15 protein-coding genes are annotated in these 13314 nt (G+C 58.7%); 9 read left to right on the forward strand and 6 right to left on the reverse strand.

Annotated elements, in window-relative coordinates; all coding sequences use genetic code 11:
• The first annotated feature begins 42 nt into the window (after positions 1 to 42).
• The gene (locus PSH86_RS09865) at positions 43 to 264 is read left to right on the forward strand and encodes a hypothetical protein (protein ID WP_305489468.1); all 222 of its coding nucleotides are present in this window, start codon (positions 43 to 45) and stop codon (positions 262 to 264) included.
• Positions 265 to 438: 174 nt separating this feature from the next.
• On the opposite strand, the gene PSH86_RS09870 is transcribed toward PSH86_RS09865, so the two are convergent.
• The 4 genes from PSH86_RS09870 to PSH86_RS09885 form a co-directional block, all read right to left on the reverse strand.
• Entirely contained in the window at positions 439 to 654 is a 216-nt protein-coding gene (locus tag PSH86_RS09870) for a hypothetical protein (protein WP_305489469.1), read from the reverse strand.
• A 358-nt stretch (positions 655 to 1012) separates the two neighbouring features.
• Entirely contained in the window at positions 1013 to 1684 is a 672-nt protein-coding gene (locus PSH86_RS09875; protein ID WP_305489471.1) for a metallophosphoesterase, read from the reverse strand.
• 138 nt (positions 1685 to 1822) lie between these two features.
• On the reverse strand, positions 1823 to 2422 hold the full coding sequence (locus tag PSH86_RS09880; protein ID WP_109751604.1) for a putative adenosine monophosphate-protein transferase Fic: 600 nt from the start codon (positions 2420 to 2422) through the stop codon (positions 1823 to 1825).
• Entirely contained in the window at positions 2422 to 2592 is a 171-nt protein-coding gene (locus PSH86_RS09885) for a YhfG family protein (protein WP_109751605.1), read from the reverse strand. The genes PSH86_RS09880 and PSH86_RS09885 overlap by 1 nt, the downstream gene beginning before the upstream one ends.
• A gap of 165 nt (positions 2593 to 2757) precedes the next feature.
• Between PSH86_RS09885 and PSH86_RS09890 the strand changes: the two genes are divergently transcribed.
• The 5 genes from PSH86_RS09890 to PSH86_RS09910 all read left to right on the forward strand — a co-directional run bounded on the left by PSH86_RS09890 (position 2758) and on the right by PSH86_RS09910 (position 7112).
• On the forward strand, positions 2758 to 3975 hold the full coding sequence (locus PSH86_RS09890) for a putative DNA modification/repair radical SAM protein (protein ID WP_305489474.1): 1218 nt from the start codon (positions 2758 to 2760) through the stop codon (positions 3973 to 3975).
• Positions 3975 to 4820, forward strand: coding sequence for a TIGR03915 family putative DNA repair protein (locus tag PSH86_RS09895; protein ID WP_305489476.1), 846 nt, complete (start codon positions 3975 to 3977; stop codon positions 4818 to 4820). The genes PSH86_RS09890 and PSH86_RS09895 overlap by 1 nt, the downstream gene beginning before the upstream one ends.
• Positions 4821 to 5347: 527 nt before the next feature.
• On the forward strand, positions 5348 to 5623 hold the full coding sequence (locus PSH86_RS09900) for a hypothetical protein (protein WP_025212783.1): 276 nt from the start codon (positions 5348 to 5350) through the stop codon (positions 5621 to 5623).
• A gap of 372 nt (positions 5624 to 5995) precedes the next feature.
• Complete coding sequence (locus PSH86_RS09905) at positions 5996 to 6283, forward strand: metal-sensing transcriptional repressor (protein ID WP_109751608.1); 288 nt, start codon at positions 5996 to 5998, stop codon at positions 6281 to 6283.
• 7 nt (positions 6284 to 6290) lie between these two features.
• Positions 6291 to 7112: a nickel/cobalt efflux protein RcnA gene (locus PSH86_RS09910; protein ID WP_305489478.1), complete on the forward strand. Its 822-nt coding sequence runs from the start codon at positions 6291 to 6293 to the stop codon at positions 7110 to 7112.
• A gap of 10 nt (positions 7113 to 7122) precedes the next feature.
• On the opposite strand, the gene PSH86_RS09915 is transcribed toward PSH86_RS09910, so the two are convergent.
• Positions 7123 to 8070 (reverse strand): LysR substrate-binding domain-containing protein, encoded by a 948-nt coding sequence (locus PSH86_RS09915; RefSeq protein WP_305489480.1) that lies wholly within the window; start codon positions 8068 to 8070, stop codon positions 7123 to 7125.
• A 227-nt stretch (positions 8071 to 8297) separates the two neighbouring features.
• Here PSH86_RS09915 and PSH86_RS09920 point away from each other — a divergent pair, with 227 nt between their 5' ends.
• Positions 8298 to 9593 carry a dicarboxylate/amino acid:cation symporter gene (locus PSH86_RS09920; RefSeq protein ID WP_212802150.1) on the forward strand — a complete coding sequence of 432 codons (1296 nt, stop codon included), beginning with the start codon at positions 8298 to 8300 and terminating at the stop codon, positions 9591 to 9593.
• A 10-nt stretch (positions 9594 to 9603) separates the two neighbouring features.
• Positions 9604 to 11103 (forward strand): amino acid racemase, encoded by a 1500-nt coding sequence (locus tag PSH86_RS09925; RefSeq protein ID WP_305489482.1) that lies wholly within the window; start codon positions 9604 to 9606, stop codon positions 11101 to 11103.
• A gap of 66 nt (positions 11104 to 11169) precedes the next feature.
• Here the strand turns inward: PSH86_RS09925 and PSH86_RS09930 are convergent, their stop codons facing one another.
• Positions 11170 to 12078, reverse strand: coding sequence for an AraC family transcriptional regulator (locus tag PSH86_RS09930; protein ID WP_109751613.1), 909 nt, complete (start codon positions 12076 to 12078; stop codon positions 11170 to 11172).
• A gap of 186 nt (positions 12079 to 12264) precedes the next feature.
• Between PSH86_RS09930 and PSH86_RS09935 the strand changes: the two genes are divergently transcribed.
• Positions 12265 to 13314, forward strand: a complete 1050-nt coding sequence (locus PSH86_RS09935; RefSeq protein ID WP_305489485.1) for an NAD(P)-dependent alcohol dehydrogenase — start codon at positions 12265 to 12267, stop codon at positions 13312 to 13314.

The following is a 13314-nucleotide window of genomic DNA, read 5'->3' on the forward strand; positions in this document are numbered from 1 at the left end:
ACGTCAATGTCTACAACGCTACGTGACGACGAGGCTGCAACGATGGGTGAAGACCGCAGGGAGCAAGCTATAGCCGCTTGGCGCAAAGCGCTTGCCGAACCTGACATTCGAATGGATGTCGAGAATCAGTATGAGAAGCTGGCTAGGATGGCTGATGATCTCAAGCAGCAGGGGATTATTGATAAGGACGACTGGCGACAAATGATGGGGGAAGCGGTTGGCTATTACGCACGCTCTATCGAAAAGATTGATCCAAGATCGTGACCGACGTCGCTATAGTCGCTCCTGCGATGGGTTGGAGCGACAAGCATAACGGCGCGCCCATGCGCATGAGACAGTTTGCCAAGGTGGCCTTTTACCTGAGAGAGCAAATGGTACGGGCTTTTTGGCTAGGGCTTTACCGCTACCAGTAGGTCCCTAAACAGCCGCTACCGCCATTTAGATGAAATCCGTCCCCCTCAATCGGGCGAGTCCTTGTTTTATATGTCCGGCATTTTCGGTAATGGTGCCAAGTGCCCCTCGGATATTCTCACCTGCCTCCACAGCGTCTTGCTGTTCAGCCCATAGCGTCAGCTCCATTATTGCTGCCTCAAGGGCCAACTGATTTTGATAAATCCTCTCCAGAACATCCGCTAGTGAGTATTCGCTCGCCATGATCGCCAACTCGTTTCGAAAGGAGTTAAGCATAGCAGTAGCACTGCCTAGGATTGGTGGAGCTAGCGAGAAAGGGGCCGGGTAACAATGCATTGGGTCAGGGGATGGTACAAAAATGGTACGGAGCCTGATCCAGAGCGCTACAAGGCTCGTACTACGTGGGCTGTAGAGTTAGAAGTTCCAATCCATCATCGGCGCGACGGAGAAACGTCGAGAGATGGGCTGAGGTGGAGTTTTTTGTAGAGGCATGGGAGATCAGGGATGCAAATTGCGGAGGGGGCACAGTTTATCAGGTATGGGATGGAGTGAACGCGACTGATCTCGCGTCGGGAGGCAAAATAACAAACTGGTCCTTACGTCACTGGCTCATGCTTAAACTAATAATGGTTTCGGTTTGAATTTCTACCAAGCTTAACGCACCATCAGAAAATGAGCAGCCGGTGTCGATATAGACAACATTGCCCAAGCGTATAACACCGGGTACTGAAGAGTGCCCTACATAGAGCCGGTCTATTCCTTTAATGGAAGTGTGATCTTGTTGCTCGATTTTCTCTCTTGAATACAGTGCAGTTTTCAAGGCTTGCCGCTGATGTTGCTCTCCAAAACTTCCAGTGATAGCGTCTTTGGCTTCCTGCCAACCATCGTCACTCCTGATGACAGGGGCTTCGGCATGGACTATTCCAATTGTTTGATCGCTTGATAAATTGATTTCAATGATCAATGGGAGTGCTTGCAAGGCTTTCAAAAGTTCGTGATGGATGGGTGGTTGTAAGTCGTAGAGCCAGGCTCCACCGTTTCGGATATGTCGAGGTATGTCCCCATGGCCGGAGAGACAGTCAATAAGCATCTGCTCATGATTACCGCGCACGGCGTGGAACCACGGCTTCTCAAGCCAACTCAATACGTCTATGGAGTCAGGGCCTCGGTCGATGAGGTCTCCCACGGAAAAAATACGATCCAGTTCGGTGTTAAAGTCTAGTTTGTCTAAGGCCGTTGTTAGAAGTTTGAAATGCCCATGAATGTCGCCCACCACAAAGTCTCGACCTTCCTTGTTAGATGGGAATGATTTCGTCCTGTACATTTTCAGCGGCTTTAGCAGACGTTAATTGACGGCGACTGTATCACTTGGCGAAATAAACCGTAAGGCGCTGAGCGTGCCGTCATGGGGTCAAGGTTGAATCATCTGCCCGATGCACTTCTCAAAAACCTGTTCCATAGGTTCCATGACGCAGTTGTAAGCCGCAATGTTGGCAAAAATCCACTCGTCTTTCTCAATCCCCCACCAGCTGATTTCAAACCCGGCATTCATGATGAGGTGTTCAAACAGGATGCGTTGCGCACGGCCATTGCCTTCGCGGAAGGGGTGTACGACGTTGATGTCGGAATAGGCCTCTGCCACAGCAGCTATCAGCTCAGCCCGTTCCATGCCCTCGAACCAGTTTGCCGCGGCCATGGCTGTGAAGATCTTGCTGGCTTCTTTCTCCATGTATTCGGGTTGGCAAAAACGGGTGGCTTGTTTGGACATGCCGACGGTGCGCAGCTCTCCGGCCCATTCGAACAGGTCAGAAAAGAGAATTCGATGAATGTTTTGAAGGTAAGCCAGGCTGTAGGGGGGAGGGCTGAATTCGACGTTGTCCGCTGCGATGGCCGAGAGTTGTTGTTCGGCTTCGCTTAGGGTCGCTTCGTCATGGATGTCGAGTTTGTTGCGAAGGACCGTGGAGCCGGGATAGCAATAAGCGTCCTCGCCGACCCCATATTTGTCAGGCATCAGGTTCGGGTCTGGGTGAAGGCCTTCAAGACCTCCTCACGGGTTGGCATTTTGCGTTCGCCGTCCGCGAAGGTCACTTTGAAGCCTTCCAGGCGAAGGCTGGCCGCGTAGTTGGATCTGCGCGTCCTGGCGGCATAGGCCTTTTTGGTTTCAAGGCTGACATTGCCCATGGGGCTGGACCTCAATCGCGTTGATTGGCCGATTATAGCCCATCCCGTTGGCATGGCCTACGTCGTGGCCTGGCGACTCATATGAGGCATTGAATTGACCAATGGCGCTTGCATCGCGGCGCGTCTCAAAATACTGTGTTTATATCCAGTATTCGAGATCACTTCATGCAGCTTATCGCCAAGCTCGGCATTCTTGCCGACGCTGCCAAGTATGACGCCTCCTGCGCCAGCAGCGGTGCGCCCAAGCGTAGCTCCCGAGGCCGTGAGGGGCTGGGGGCCACCGATGGCATGGGCATTTGCCATAGCTATACGCCGGATGGGCGCTGCGTTTCGTTGCTGAAGGTGTTGCTGACCAACTTTTGCCTGTATGACTGCCAGTATTGCGTCAACCGTCGTTCCAGCAATGTGCCAAGGGCGCGTTTTACGCCGGAGGAGGTGGTGCGGCTGACTTTGGATTTCTATCGTCGCAACTGCATCAGTGGGCTGTTTTTGAGTTCCGGCATCATTCGCTCGGCCGATTACACCATGGAGCAGTTGATACGGGTGGCGCGGTTGTTGCGCGAGGAGCACCAGTTTCGTGGCTATATTCACCTCAAGACCATTCCCGATGCCGATCCGCTGTTGATCGAGGAGGCGGGGCGGTTGGCTGATCGCTTGAGTGTGAATATCGAGTTGTCCTCCGACATCAGCCTCAAGCGTCTGGCACCGGAAAAGCAGTTGTCGACCATCCGCCAGGCCATGGGCACCATCCACCAGGGGCAACAGGCGGTGGCCGGTGAGCCGCGGGCGCCTCGCTTCGCCCCGGCCGGGCAGAGCACGCAGGTGATTGTGGGGGCGGATGCCACTGATGATCACGCCATCCTGAGCAACGCCGAGTCGCTCTACCTGGGGTACGGTTTGCGACGGGTTTATTATTCAGCGTTCAGCCCGATTCCCGACAGCCCCGCCAGCGTGCCCCTGGCAGCACCGCCGTTGCTGCGCGAGCACCGACTCTATCAGGCCGATTTTCTCATGCGTGGATACGGCTACAAGGCAGGCGAGCTGTTGAGCGAAACCCACAACCTGGACTTGGACATCGACCCCAAGCTGGCGTGGGCGCTGGCCAATCGTGAGGTGTTCCCGCTGGACGTCAATCGCGCCGAACCCGTATTGCTGGCGCGTATTCCGGGTATCGGCCTGCGTAGCGTGCAGCGTCTGGTTGCACTGCGCCGGGAGCGGCGGGTGCGTTATGACGACCTGGTGCAGTTGCGGTGCGTGCTGGAGAAGGCGCGACCGTTTATTGTCACCAGCGATTACCGGCCGGCCGACGATCAGGTGCGCAGTGGCCTGCTGCGGGCGCGGTTGCGCGATCCCCAACGTCCGGTGCAAATGGGGCTTTGGTGATGATTGCCCTGGATTGTGAGGATGATTTCTCCACCTGGCGCGATCAGGCTCGAACGCTGCTTGGCCACGGCATCGACCCGAGCGATGTCACCTGGGCCCAAGGTCCGATGGCCGACCTGTTGGCCATGCCGACGCCGCTGCCTCAAGGGCCGGGTCCGTTTCGTACACGGGTCCCCGCGGCCTTGCTGAGCCAGCTCGAACAGGCTGGCCGTTACCAGGGCGAACAGCGTTGGAACCTGCTGTACGAAGTGCTTTGGCGGGTTGCCCATGGTGACCGCACAGCCATGCTCGCGGGCGACCGCCTGGGCAGTGAACTGCAGCGGCGGATCAAGCAGGTCCAACGCGAGGCTCATCATCTGCATGCTTTCGTGCGTTTTATCCCCCTGCCGCCGGCATTGGCCGAGCAACTGCAATTGGACCTGGTCGCCTTTCACCAGCCGGCCCATGACATCCTCGAAAGCGCCAGCGGTCATTTTGCCGAGCGGTTGGGGCAGCAACGCTGGCTGATCGCAACGCCACGCGATGGCATCCGTTTCGATGGACAGTCGCTGGATTACCAGCGACGTTGCCCCGAGCAGTGGCAGCATTGGGCACGTCACGCCGAAGATCCTGGCGCTGAGCTGTGGCGAACTTATTACAAGCACATCTTCAACCCGGCGCGGCTCAATCCCCTGGCGTTGCGTCAGCACATGCCGGGGCGATTCTGGCAGCACTTGCCGGAGGGAGAATTGATTCCTCGACTGGTGGGTTTGGCGCGGCGAGGCAAGCAGCGGGATGGGCAGGCGTTGGAGGTAGGGGCGCAAGTGGGTAAGCGGATAGTTGTTGGTGCTGTTGTTGAGGATTAAACAAGTTCTGAATCCATCGCCGGACATTCCCATCGGAAGTTTCCCTCACGCTGTGTCGTTCCCCGCTGACTATCCACCCAATCACCCGTGCGCTAAGTTCTCTCCGTCGCTGCAAATTCAGCGACAGGGTGTGGAAGCCCTTATCTTCTCAGGCGCGTAGCGCCGCAAAATTTAAAGCAGGCGCTTTTCTTATGTCTGCTGTTAAATTATGGCGGCTGTACGCGGGGCGTCCTAGGGCGCGCCGGTATCCTGAGTGCTGGTCTTCCACACCCGCGTGCAGCTGCCACCCATCATGTGGAAGTGATGTCGGCAGATCGTTCTATAACTCAGGAAGTTTGCCAATGAAGAAGATCACACCTAATCCTCCGAGTACCGCAGTCAATCAAAAGCGGCTCTCGTCCAGCCTCACCCAATCTATCAATTCCAACCTCCTGCTCAATCCTCGAGCTCCGAATCCGGGCTCGGCCCCTCCATCAGCGGTCCTTCAATCCGCCACTGACTTTCCATCCCCGCAGGAGTAACCCCTCATGTCCCGCTACATGCCCATCACCGGTATCGAAAATAATTTCCACGCGCTCCTGATCGACACGGAAGCGCCGCTGGACGTGCTGCACGACACCGCCGCTTACCGCATCGCCGCCGTCACGCAGTTGCTGGAAAACCTCGCCATGCGTTCCGACATCAGTACGGACGCGGTGGTACTCCATGATTTCGCCCAAGTGCTAGCGATCCCCCTGCGCGACGGGTGTGATTTGCTGGATGTGATCGGGCGGCGATTGCAGGCACAGGTTTTGGCGTCGTAAGGAAAGTGGGTGATCTCATAAGGTCTCCTGCCTGACTCACCATCCCTTGCAGGCAGCGATTTGTGGGAGCGGGCTTGCTCGCGAAAGCGGTGTGTCAGTTTGCAGGATGCTGGCCGTGCCGACGCCTTCGCGAGCAAGCCCGCTCCCACAGGGTTTGGTGGGTACACAAATGTTGCGTACACCCTCAATCCTCTGTGGGAGTGAGCCTGCTCGCGATAGCGGTGGGTCATTTGATGAAAATGTCGGATGTGCTGCGGTCATCGCGAGCAGGCTCGCTCCCACAGGTTAATCAGCGTTTCGATGGGTTTGCTTGTATCCCCCCTGGGGGGATAGGATGGCGGTGTTGATTCACCGAAATCCAGGGCTCAAGTCATGAGTGAGCACGACCACGAACATCCCCACCAAAGCCATGTGGCGATCATCAAGCGTCTCAAGCGCGCGGACGGCCATTTGCGCAGCATCATCGCCATGATTGAAGAAGGGCGTGAGTGCGTGGATATCGCCCAGCAGTTGCATGCGGTGGAGAAAGCGGTGTGCCAGGCCAAGCGCACGTTGATCCAGGATCATATCGATCACTGCCTGGAAGACACCGTTTCGGCGCTGGACAAGGGTGAGCGCGCGCCGCTGGAAGCCTTCAAACAAATCACCAAGTACCTCTAGGCCAGACATGCCCAATTTTGCTGAATTGCTGCAACAGGGTGGCGCTCACGCCTGGCTGTATTTCCCCAGCGCTATCTTGCTGGGCGCCTTGCATGGCCTTGAACCGGGCCATTCAAAAACCATGATGGCGGCGTTTATCGTGGCGATTCGGGGATCGGTCAAACAAGCGGTGTTGCTGGGTTTGGCGGCGACCCTTTCCCACACCGCCGTGGTGTGGCTCGTCGCCGTGGGTGGCATGTATCTGGGCCAGGGGTTGGACGCCGAAACCACCGAGCCTTATTTCCAACTGGCGTCTTCCGCGCTGATCATTGCCATCGCGCTGTGGATGCTGTGGCGTACCTGGCGTGGCGAGCAGATGTTCAGATTCGCGCAAGGTCATGACCACCACGATCATCACCACAAACACGACCACGAGCATCCCGAATCCAAAGGCCTGTCGCTGGAGGGCTATCAGGATGCCCACGAACAGGCGCATGCCGACGACATCCGCAAGCGCTTCACCAATCGGGAGGTCTCCACGGGCCAGATCATCCTGTTCGGCCTGACGGGCGGGCTGATTCCTTGTCCTGCGGCCATTACCGTCCTGCTGTTGTGCCTGCAGGTCAAAGAGGTCGCGCTGGGCGGCCTGCTTGTCCTGTGCTTCAGCATCGGCCTGGCGATTACCCTGGTGACCGTGGGGGCTGCGGCGGCCATGGGTGCAAGGCAGGCTTCCAATCGCTGGCCTTGGCTGAGCACTGTGGCGCGTCGGGCACCTTATTTGTCCAGCGTGTTGATCATCGGCGTCGGTCTCTACGTGGGTATCCACGGCTGGATCGGTTTGTACGCATAGCCTTCAAAGATCAGTTCGTACCTTCTGGCGCAGCGGGTACGCTGCCCGAGCGATGCAACGAAGCCCCCTCCAACGTCTTCCACAGCTTGCGCATCGTCGGATTCCGATTGGCAATCGCACAATACGAGCGAATCTCCAGCCGCGTGCTCCATTCCTCTCTGCCAGCCCGAACCAGCAACCCACGCTCCAACTCATCGGCCACCGCGCTTTGCGGCAGCCAGGCCACGCCGTAGCCCTCGATGGCCATGCGCATCAGCAGCATCGCCATGTCGGCTTCATAGCAACGCTCCAGCGCAGTCGGTGCCGGGCCGTTCTTGATGACGATATCGGCCACGCGGCCCAGGAATGTCGTGGCCGTGTAGGCCAGGTAAGGGACGGGTTTGCCGGAGCGGCCCGGCAAGGGGAACAGCGGTTCGCCTTTAGGGTTGGGTGCACATAGGGGGATGAACGCGTCGTGGCCGAGGGTCAGGCTGCCGAAGCGCTCGGCGTCCAGCAGGATCGGTGCCAGCGGATGGTGGTAGACCATCATCAAATCGCAACTGCCTTCCTCCAGCGCGATAACGGCGTCATGAATATTGGCGGCGACCACCCGAGCGTTGAACTGCTCGGTGTTTTGCTGGAACTGCGAGAGCCATTTCGGCAGAAAGGTCATCGAGAGACTGTGACCTGCGGTGATCTGGATGGAGCGTCCCGGCATCCGTTCTACGTCACGCAGCATCGAGCGCAATCTCAGTAAGCCGGCGAGGGCTTCTCTGCTTTCGTCGCAGAAGGTGATGCCTGCGGCAGTGAGCTGGACGGGATAAGTGCCCCGGTCCACCAACTTGACCCCCACCCATTCCTCGAGGCACTGGATTCGGCGCGACAAGGCCGATTGCGTCACGCAGCGGACTTCGGCGGCGCGGGAGAAGTTTTTCCATTCGGCGATCGCCAGTAGATCGTCCAGCCACTTGAGTTGCATATCAGGATCCCCGCTGTGAGAGCGCCATTTTATGTCGCAACTCCCCGGCCCAGCGCGGCTTTTCGTTAACTATTCCAAAAGCGCATGGAGCTAGCAGGATTACTCATCATCTCCCCGGATCCGCTCCTTAGAATCATTACCGTAGTACCCATGCCGCCAAGAGTATCGGTACATCCACTTGATCCCTGCCAAGTAAAAAACTCCAATAACTACTTGAGGACAGCACCGTGAAGAAGAATAAGCTCCCACGTCGAATTGCAATGGGTATCGCCCTGGGCGTGCTGGTGGGTTGGGCGTGTCACCATTTCGCAGGGAGCGAGCAAAGTGCCAAAGAGATCGCCAGTTACTTCTCGATGGTCACTGATATTTTCCTGCGCATGATCAAGATGATCATCGCGCCGCTGGTCTTTGCGACGCTGGTCGGTGGTATCGCCAGCATGGGTAACTCCCGTTCCGTAGGCAGGATTGGTGCTCGGGCGATGGCCTGGTTCGTTACCGCTTCGGTGGTATCGCTGCTGATCGGAATGGGCTTGGTCAACCTGTTTCAACCCGGTGCCGGGCTGAATATGGACGTGGCCCAGCACGCAACCGCTGCGGTGCCAGTCAACACCGGCGACTTCAGCCTCAAGGCGTTTATCGGCCACGTGTTTCCGCGCAGCATTGCCGAAGCGATGGCCAACAACGAGATCCTGCAGATCGTGGTGTTTTCATTGTTTTTCGGCTTTGCGCTGGCGGGCGTGAAACGGGCGGGTTACACGCGGATCACCGATTCCATCGAAGAACTGGCAAAGGTGATGTTCAAGATCACCGACTACGTCATGGCCTTCGCGCCGATTGGGGTTTTTGCCGCCATCGCCTCGGCCATTACCACTCAGGGGCTTGGCTTGCTGGTGGATTACGGCAAGCTGATTGCCGAGTTCTACCTGGGGATCCTGATCCTCTGGGCGCTGCTGTTCGGCGCCGGCTACCTGTTTCTCGGTCGCTCTGTTTTCCAGCTCGGCAAGCTTATTCGCGAACCGATTCTCCTGGCCTTTTCCACCGCCAGCAGCGAGTCCGCCTACCCGAAAACCATTGAGGCGCTGGAGAAGTTCGGTGCGCCAAAACGGGTGTCCAGCTTCGTGTTGCCCCTGGGTTACTCGTTCAACCTCGACGGCTCCATGATGTACCAGGCGTTCGCCATCCTGTTCATCGCCCAGGCCTACAACATTGATTTGAGTTTCACGCAGCAGATTCTGATTCTTCTGACGTTGATGATCACTAGCAAGGGCATGGCGGGTGTCGCGCGGGCCTCGGTGGTCGTGGTCGCGGCTACGTTGCCGATGTTCAATCTTCCCGAGGCGGGGCTGCTGTTGATCATCGGTATCGACCAGTTCCTCGACATGGCCCGCACGGCCACCAACGTGGTGGGGAACAGCATTGCGACGGCGGTTGTCGCCAAGTCCGAACCACACGAAGAAGCCGCCGAGGACGAGGGGGCACATTCCCCCGTTCGGTCGCGATCCGAGCCGGTGCCGGTGGCTTGAGGAGAGGGTCATGAAGGCTAAAGTGAAGTCGAGCCACAAGGCTTCTGTTGTGCGCAAATTGGGCATCGTCGGTGGGCTTGGCTCACTGGCCGGAGGCGATCTGTTCTACAAGTTGATCAAGTCCCGGGCGGTGCTCGAGGACCAGGGCCGCTATCACTTCCTGTTCGAGCAGCACCCGTTCAAGGATGTGCTGCTGCCACTGGACCAGGGGGCGAGCATGACGTCGCGCAAGTTTTATGTGTTCCAGGTGTGCAAGTCGTTCGAGGAAAGTGGCTTCGATGCGGTGATGCTCCCATGCTTCGCCAGCCATACCTTTCGCGCTGAAATCGAGGAGGAATTGGGCATTCCCGTGCTGGACATGATGGCCGCCTTGACCCGGTACGTCAGCCAAACGGTGCTGCCCCGGACGACGTTGGGGGTGATTGCCTCCGACTTCGTGCGCCACTGCGGATTGTTCGAACAACATTTTGGGCAGCACTTCCAGATTGTTTATCCCGACCCAGAAGCTCAAGCAGGATTGATGGAGGCGATGTACGGCGTCAACGGCATCAAGGACGGCCATCTCGAAGGCATGCCGCTTGAAGCGGTCTACCAGGCATGCCTCTCGTTGCAGGCCCAGGGGGCGACGTTGATCCTGCCCGGCATGACCGAGCTTTCCCTGGTCTGTGCCGACTTGCAGCGCCGCGGGATAACCGTGCTGGACATCAACGAGATCTACGCCGATTTCGCGACGCTGGATCAGCAGCAGCCCAGGCGCCCGCCGTTCAAATTGGGCATCGTCGGCGGTGTCGGTCCTGCCGCTACGGTAGATTTCATGGCCAAGGTAGTGGCCAATACACCAGCGGGAAAGGACCAGGATCACATCAAGATGGTGGTCGAGCAAAACCCGCAGATACCGGACCGGACGGCGAACCTGCTACGGGATGAAACCGATCCGACAATGGCGATGTACGCCACCTGCAAGCGCCTTGAAAGCGCCGGTGCCAATGCCATCGCGATTCCTTGCAACACCGCCCACGCCTTCGTCGAGCGCATCCAGCCGCACCTGAGGGTACCCATCGTCAACATGCTGACCGAGACGGTGGAGTGGATTGTGCACAAGTACGGTTCGGGCAAGGCGATTGGCCTGCTGGCGACTTCCGGTACGGTGCAGAGCCAGGTCTATCATCAGGCGGCGCGCCGTGCCGGGCTTCAGATCCTTACGCCAGGGGTCGATTACCAGGCGATGGTGATGGACGTTATCTACGGGCCGCGGGGTATCAAGGCTGGCTTCACGCAAGGGCTCTGCAGGGAGCAATTGTTGCTGGCGGCTGAGCACCTGTGCGAGTTGGGGGCGGGGGTATTGATCCTGGGGTGTACAGAGTTGCCGCTGGTACTGGCGCATTGCGAGGCGTTCGATATCAATGGGCACACGGTGGCGCTTGTTGACCCGACGATGATCCTGGCGTTGAAGTGTGTGGCGTTGGCGCAGAAGGCACAGCTCTGTGGGAGCAAGGCTTGCCCGCGATGAAGCCGACGCGGTCTCCCGAAGGCCAAGGTGCCTGCATCGCGAGCAAGCTTTGCTCCCACTGATGAATCAAACAGCCTTGGCTGGCTCGCGCAACGCGGCGATGTCCCGTTTGGGCGACAGGCCAAACAAACGGGCGTATTCGCGGCTGAACTGGGAAGGGCTTTCATAGCCCACTTTGTAGGCTGCACTCGCCACGTCCACATGCTCGTTGAGCATCAGGCGCTTGGCTTCGTTCAACCGCAGCCACTTCTGGTATTGCAGCGGGCTCATCGCCGTGAGCTGACGGAAGTGGTGGTGAAACGTCGGCGTGCTCATTTGCACCCGCGCCGCGAGGTCGTCTACGCGCACGGGCTCGGTGTAGTTCAATTTCAACCAGTCGATAGCCTTGGCGATCCGGTAACCCTGGCTATCGACCGAGGAAATCTGCCGCAGCCGGGCCGCCTGGTCGCTGAGCAACAGTCGGTAGTGAATCTCACGCTGGATCAGCGGTGCCAGTATGGGAATCGCTTCGGGTTCATCCAGCAACGCCAGCAGGCGTGCGAACGGCGCCAGCAGGTCAGGCGTCGCGGTGCCGATCCCTGCGCCGATCCCCACCGCTCGATCACGGGGCGGCGACAGGCCGCCCTGGGCGATCAGATCGGCCACCATGCGCAGGTCGAGTCTCAGGACCAGACCCAGGCAGGGCTGTTCCGCGCTTGCCTGCAGCACTTCGGAATTGGCCGGGATGTCCAGGGAGGTCATGAGGAATCGTCCGGGGTCGTAGCCATAGGCCTCGCCACCGATCCATACCTGCTTCACGCCCTGGGCCACCAGCACGATGCTCGGTTCGATCATGCAAATGACCGGTGCGGCCGGCGCTTCCCGTCGAAAGAAGGCGAGGCCGGCGATGGGCGTTTCAACGTCGCCCGGGTGTGGGGTCCGAGCGCCAATGATGGCCGCCAGTGTCTCTTGTACGGGTCTGCGTTGGGTGGCCATGTCGGGTCCGGGTGTCATCTCGGTTCAAGCGCAATAGGCAGAACATTAACCTGCCAAACGAAGCGCTGCCTACGCGCGAAGGAAGAACTCATAGGATCAGGCAAGCATCTCAGCGTAATGCACTACTGGTTGGCCAGGCTGGGCCCTGAAGATGGAACCTCACTCAATCCAGCATGGAGTCTTATGATGCGTGTACAAGCCTATGGCGCCCACGCGGGCGACAAGCCCCTTGAACCCCTGCAGATCACTCGTCGCACGCCAGGCGCGCACGACGTCCAGATCGATATCGCGTTCTGTGGCATCTGCCATTCGGACCTGCACCAGGTGCGTGCCGAGTGGGCGGGTACCCAATTCCCTTGCGTGCCAGGCCACGAGATCGTCGGCCGGGTAGCGGCGGTCGGCGCCCACGTGTCCGGCTTCAAGACCGGCGACCTGGTCGGCGTCGGCTGCATCGTCGACAGTTGCAAGCACTGCGACGACTGCGACAGCGGCCTGGAAAACTACTGTGACGGGATGATCGGGACCTACAATTTTCCGACCCCGGATGAGCCCGGCTGGACGCTGGGGGGGTATTCGCAAAATATCGTGGTGCATGAGCGCTATGTGTTGCGCATTCGTCACCCCGAAGAGCAACTGGCCGCCGTTGCGCCACTGCTCTGCGCCGGCATCACCACCTATTCGCCGCTGCGCCATTGGAACGCCGGGCCGGGCAAGAAGATCGGTGTGGTCGGCATCGGTGGGCTAGGTCACATGGGCATCAAGATTGCTCATGCGATGGGCGCTCATGTCGTGGCGTTCACCACTTCCGAGTCCAAGCGCGAGGCGGCCAAGCAGTTGGGGGCTGACGAAGTTGTCGTGTCGCGCAATGCCGAAGAAATGGCCGCGCACACCAAGAGCTTCGATCTCATCCTGAACACCGTGGCGGCTCCTCACGATCTCGACGCGTTGCTGGTGTTGCTCAAGCGTGACGGCACGATGACCCTGGTGGGCGCCCCGGCCACTGCGCATCCTTCGCCGAATGTCTTCAACCTGATCATGAAGCGACGCACCCTCGCGGGGTCGATGATCGGCGGCATCCCCGAGACCCAGGAGATGCTCGATTTTTGCGCGCAACACGGCATTGTCGCCGACATTGAGTTGGTGCGCGCCGACCAGATCAACGAGTTCTACGAGCGCATGCTCAAGGGCGACGTCAAGTATCGCTTCGTGATCGATAACGCGACCTTGGCCGGCTGA

The organism is Pseudomonas sp. FP2300, from assembly GCF_030687595.1.
GTDB lineage: Bacteria > Pseudomonadota > Gammaproteobacteria > Pseudomonadales > Pseudomonadaceae > Aquipseudomonas > Aquipseudomonas bijieensis.

Excerpts from the sequence above, each read along its gene's own strand:
- PSH86_RS09865 (WP_305489468.1), top strand. The coding sequence starts at position 43 with ATGGGTGAAGACCGCAGGGAGCAAGCTATAGCCGCTTGGCGCAAAGCG.
- PSH86_RS09870 (WP_305489469.1), bottom strand. The coding sequence starts at position 654 with ATGGCGAGCGAATACTCACTAGCGGATGTTCTGGAGAGGATTTATCAA.
- PSH86_RS09880 (WP_109751604.1), bottom strand. The coding sequence starts at position 2,422 with ATGCCTGACAAATATGGGGTCGGCGAGGACGCTTATTGCTATCCCGGC.
- PSH86_RS09885 (WP_109751605.1), bottom strand. The coding sequence starts at position 2,592 with ATGGGCAATGTCAGCCTTGAAACCAAAAAGGCCTATGCCGCCAGGACG.
- PSH86_RS09890 (WP_305489474.1), top strand. The coding sequence starts at position 2,758 with ATGCAGCTTATCGCCAAGCTCGGCATTCTTGCCGACGCTGCCAAGTAT.
- PSH86_RS09895 (WP_305489476.1), top strand. The coding sequence starts at position 3,975 with ATGATTGCCCTGGATTGTGAGGATGATTTCTCCACCTGGCGCGATCAG.
- PSH86_RS09900 (WP_025212783.1), top strand. The coding sequence starts at position 5,348 with ATGTCCCGCTACATGCCCATCACCGGTATCGAAAATAATTTCCACGCG.
- PSH86_RS09905 (WP_109751608.1), top strand. The coding sequence starts at position 5,996 with ATGAGTGAGCACGACCACGAACATCCCCACCAAAGCCATGTGGCGATC.
- PSH86_RS09910 (WP_305489478.1), top strand. The coding sequence starts at position 6,291 with ATGCCCAATTTTGCTGAATTGCTGCAACAGGGTGGCGCTCACGCCTGG.
- PSH86_RS09915 (WP_305489480.1), bottom strand. The coding sequence starts at position 8,070 with ATGCAACTCAAGTGGCTGGACGATCTACTGGCGATCGCCGAATGGAAA.
- PSH86_RS09925 (WP_305489482.1), top strand. The coding sequence starts at position 9,604 with ATGAAGGCTAAAGTGAAGTCGAGCCACAAGGCTTCTGTTGTGCGCAAA.
- PSH86_RS09930 (WP_109751613.1), bottom strand. The coding sequence starts at position 12,078 with ATGGCCACCCAACGCAGACCCGTACAAGAGACACTGGCGGCCATCATT.
- PSH86_RS09935 (WP_305489485.1), top strand. The coding sequence starts at position 12,265 with ATGCGTGTACAAGCCTATGGCGCCCACGCGGGCGACAAGCCCCTTGAA.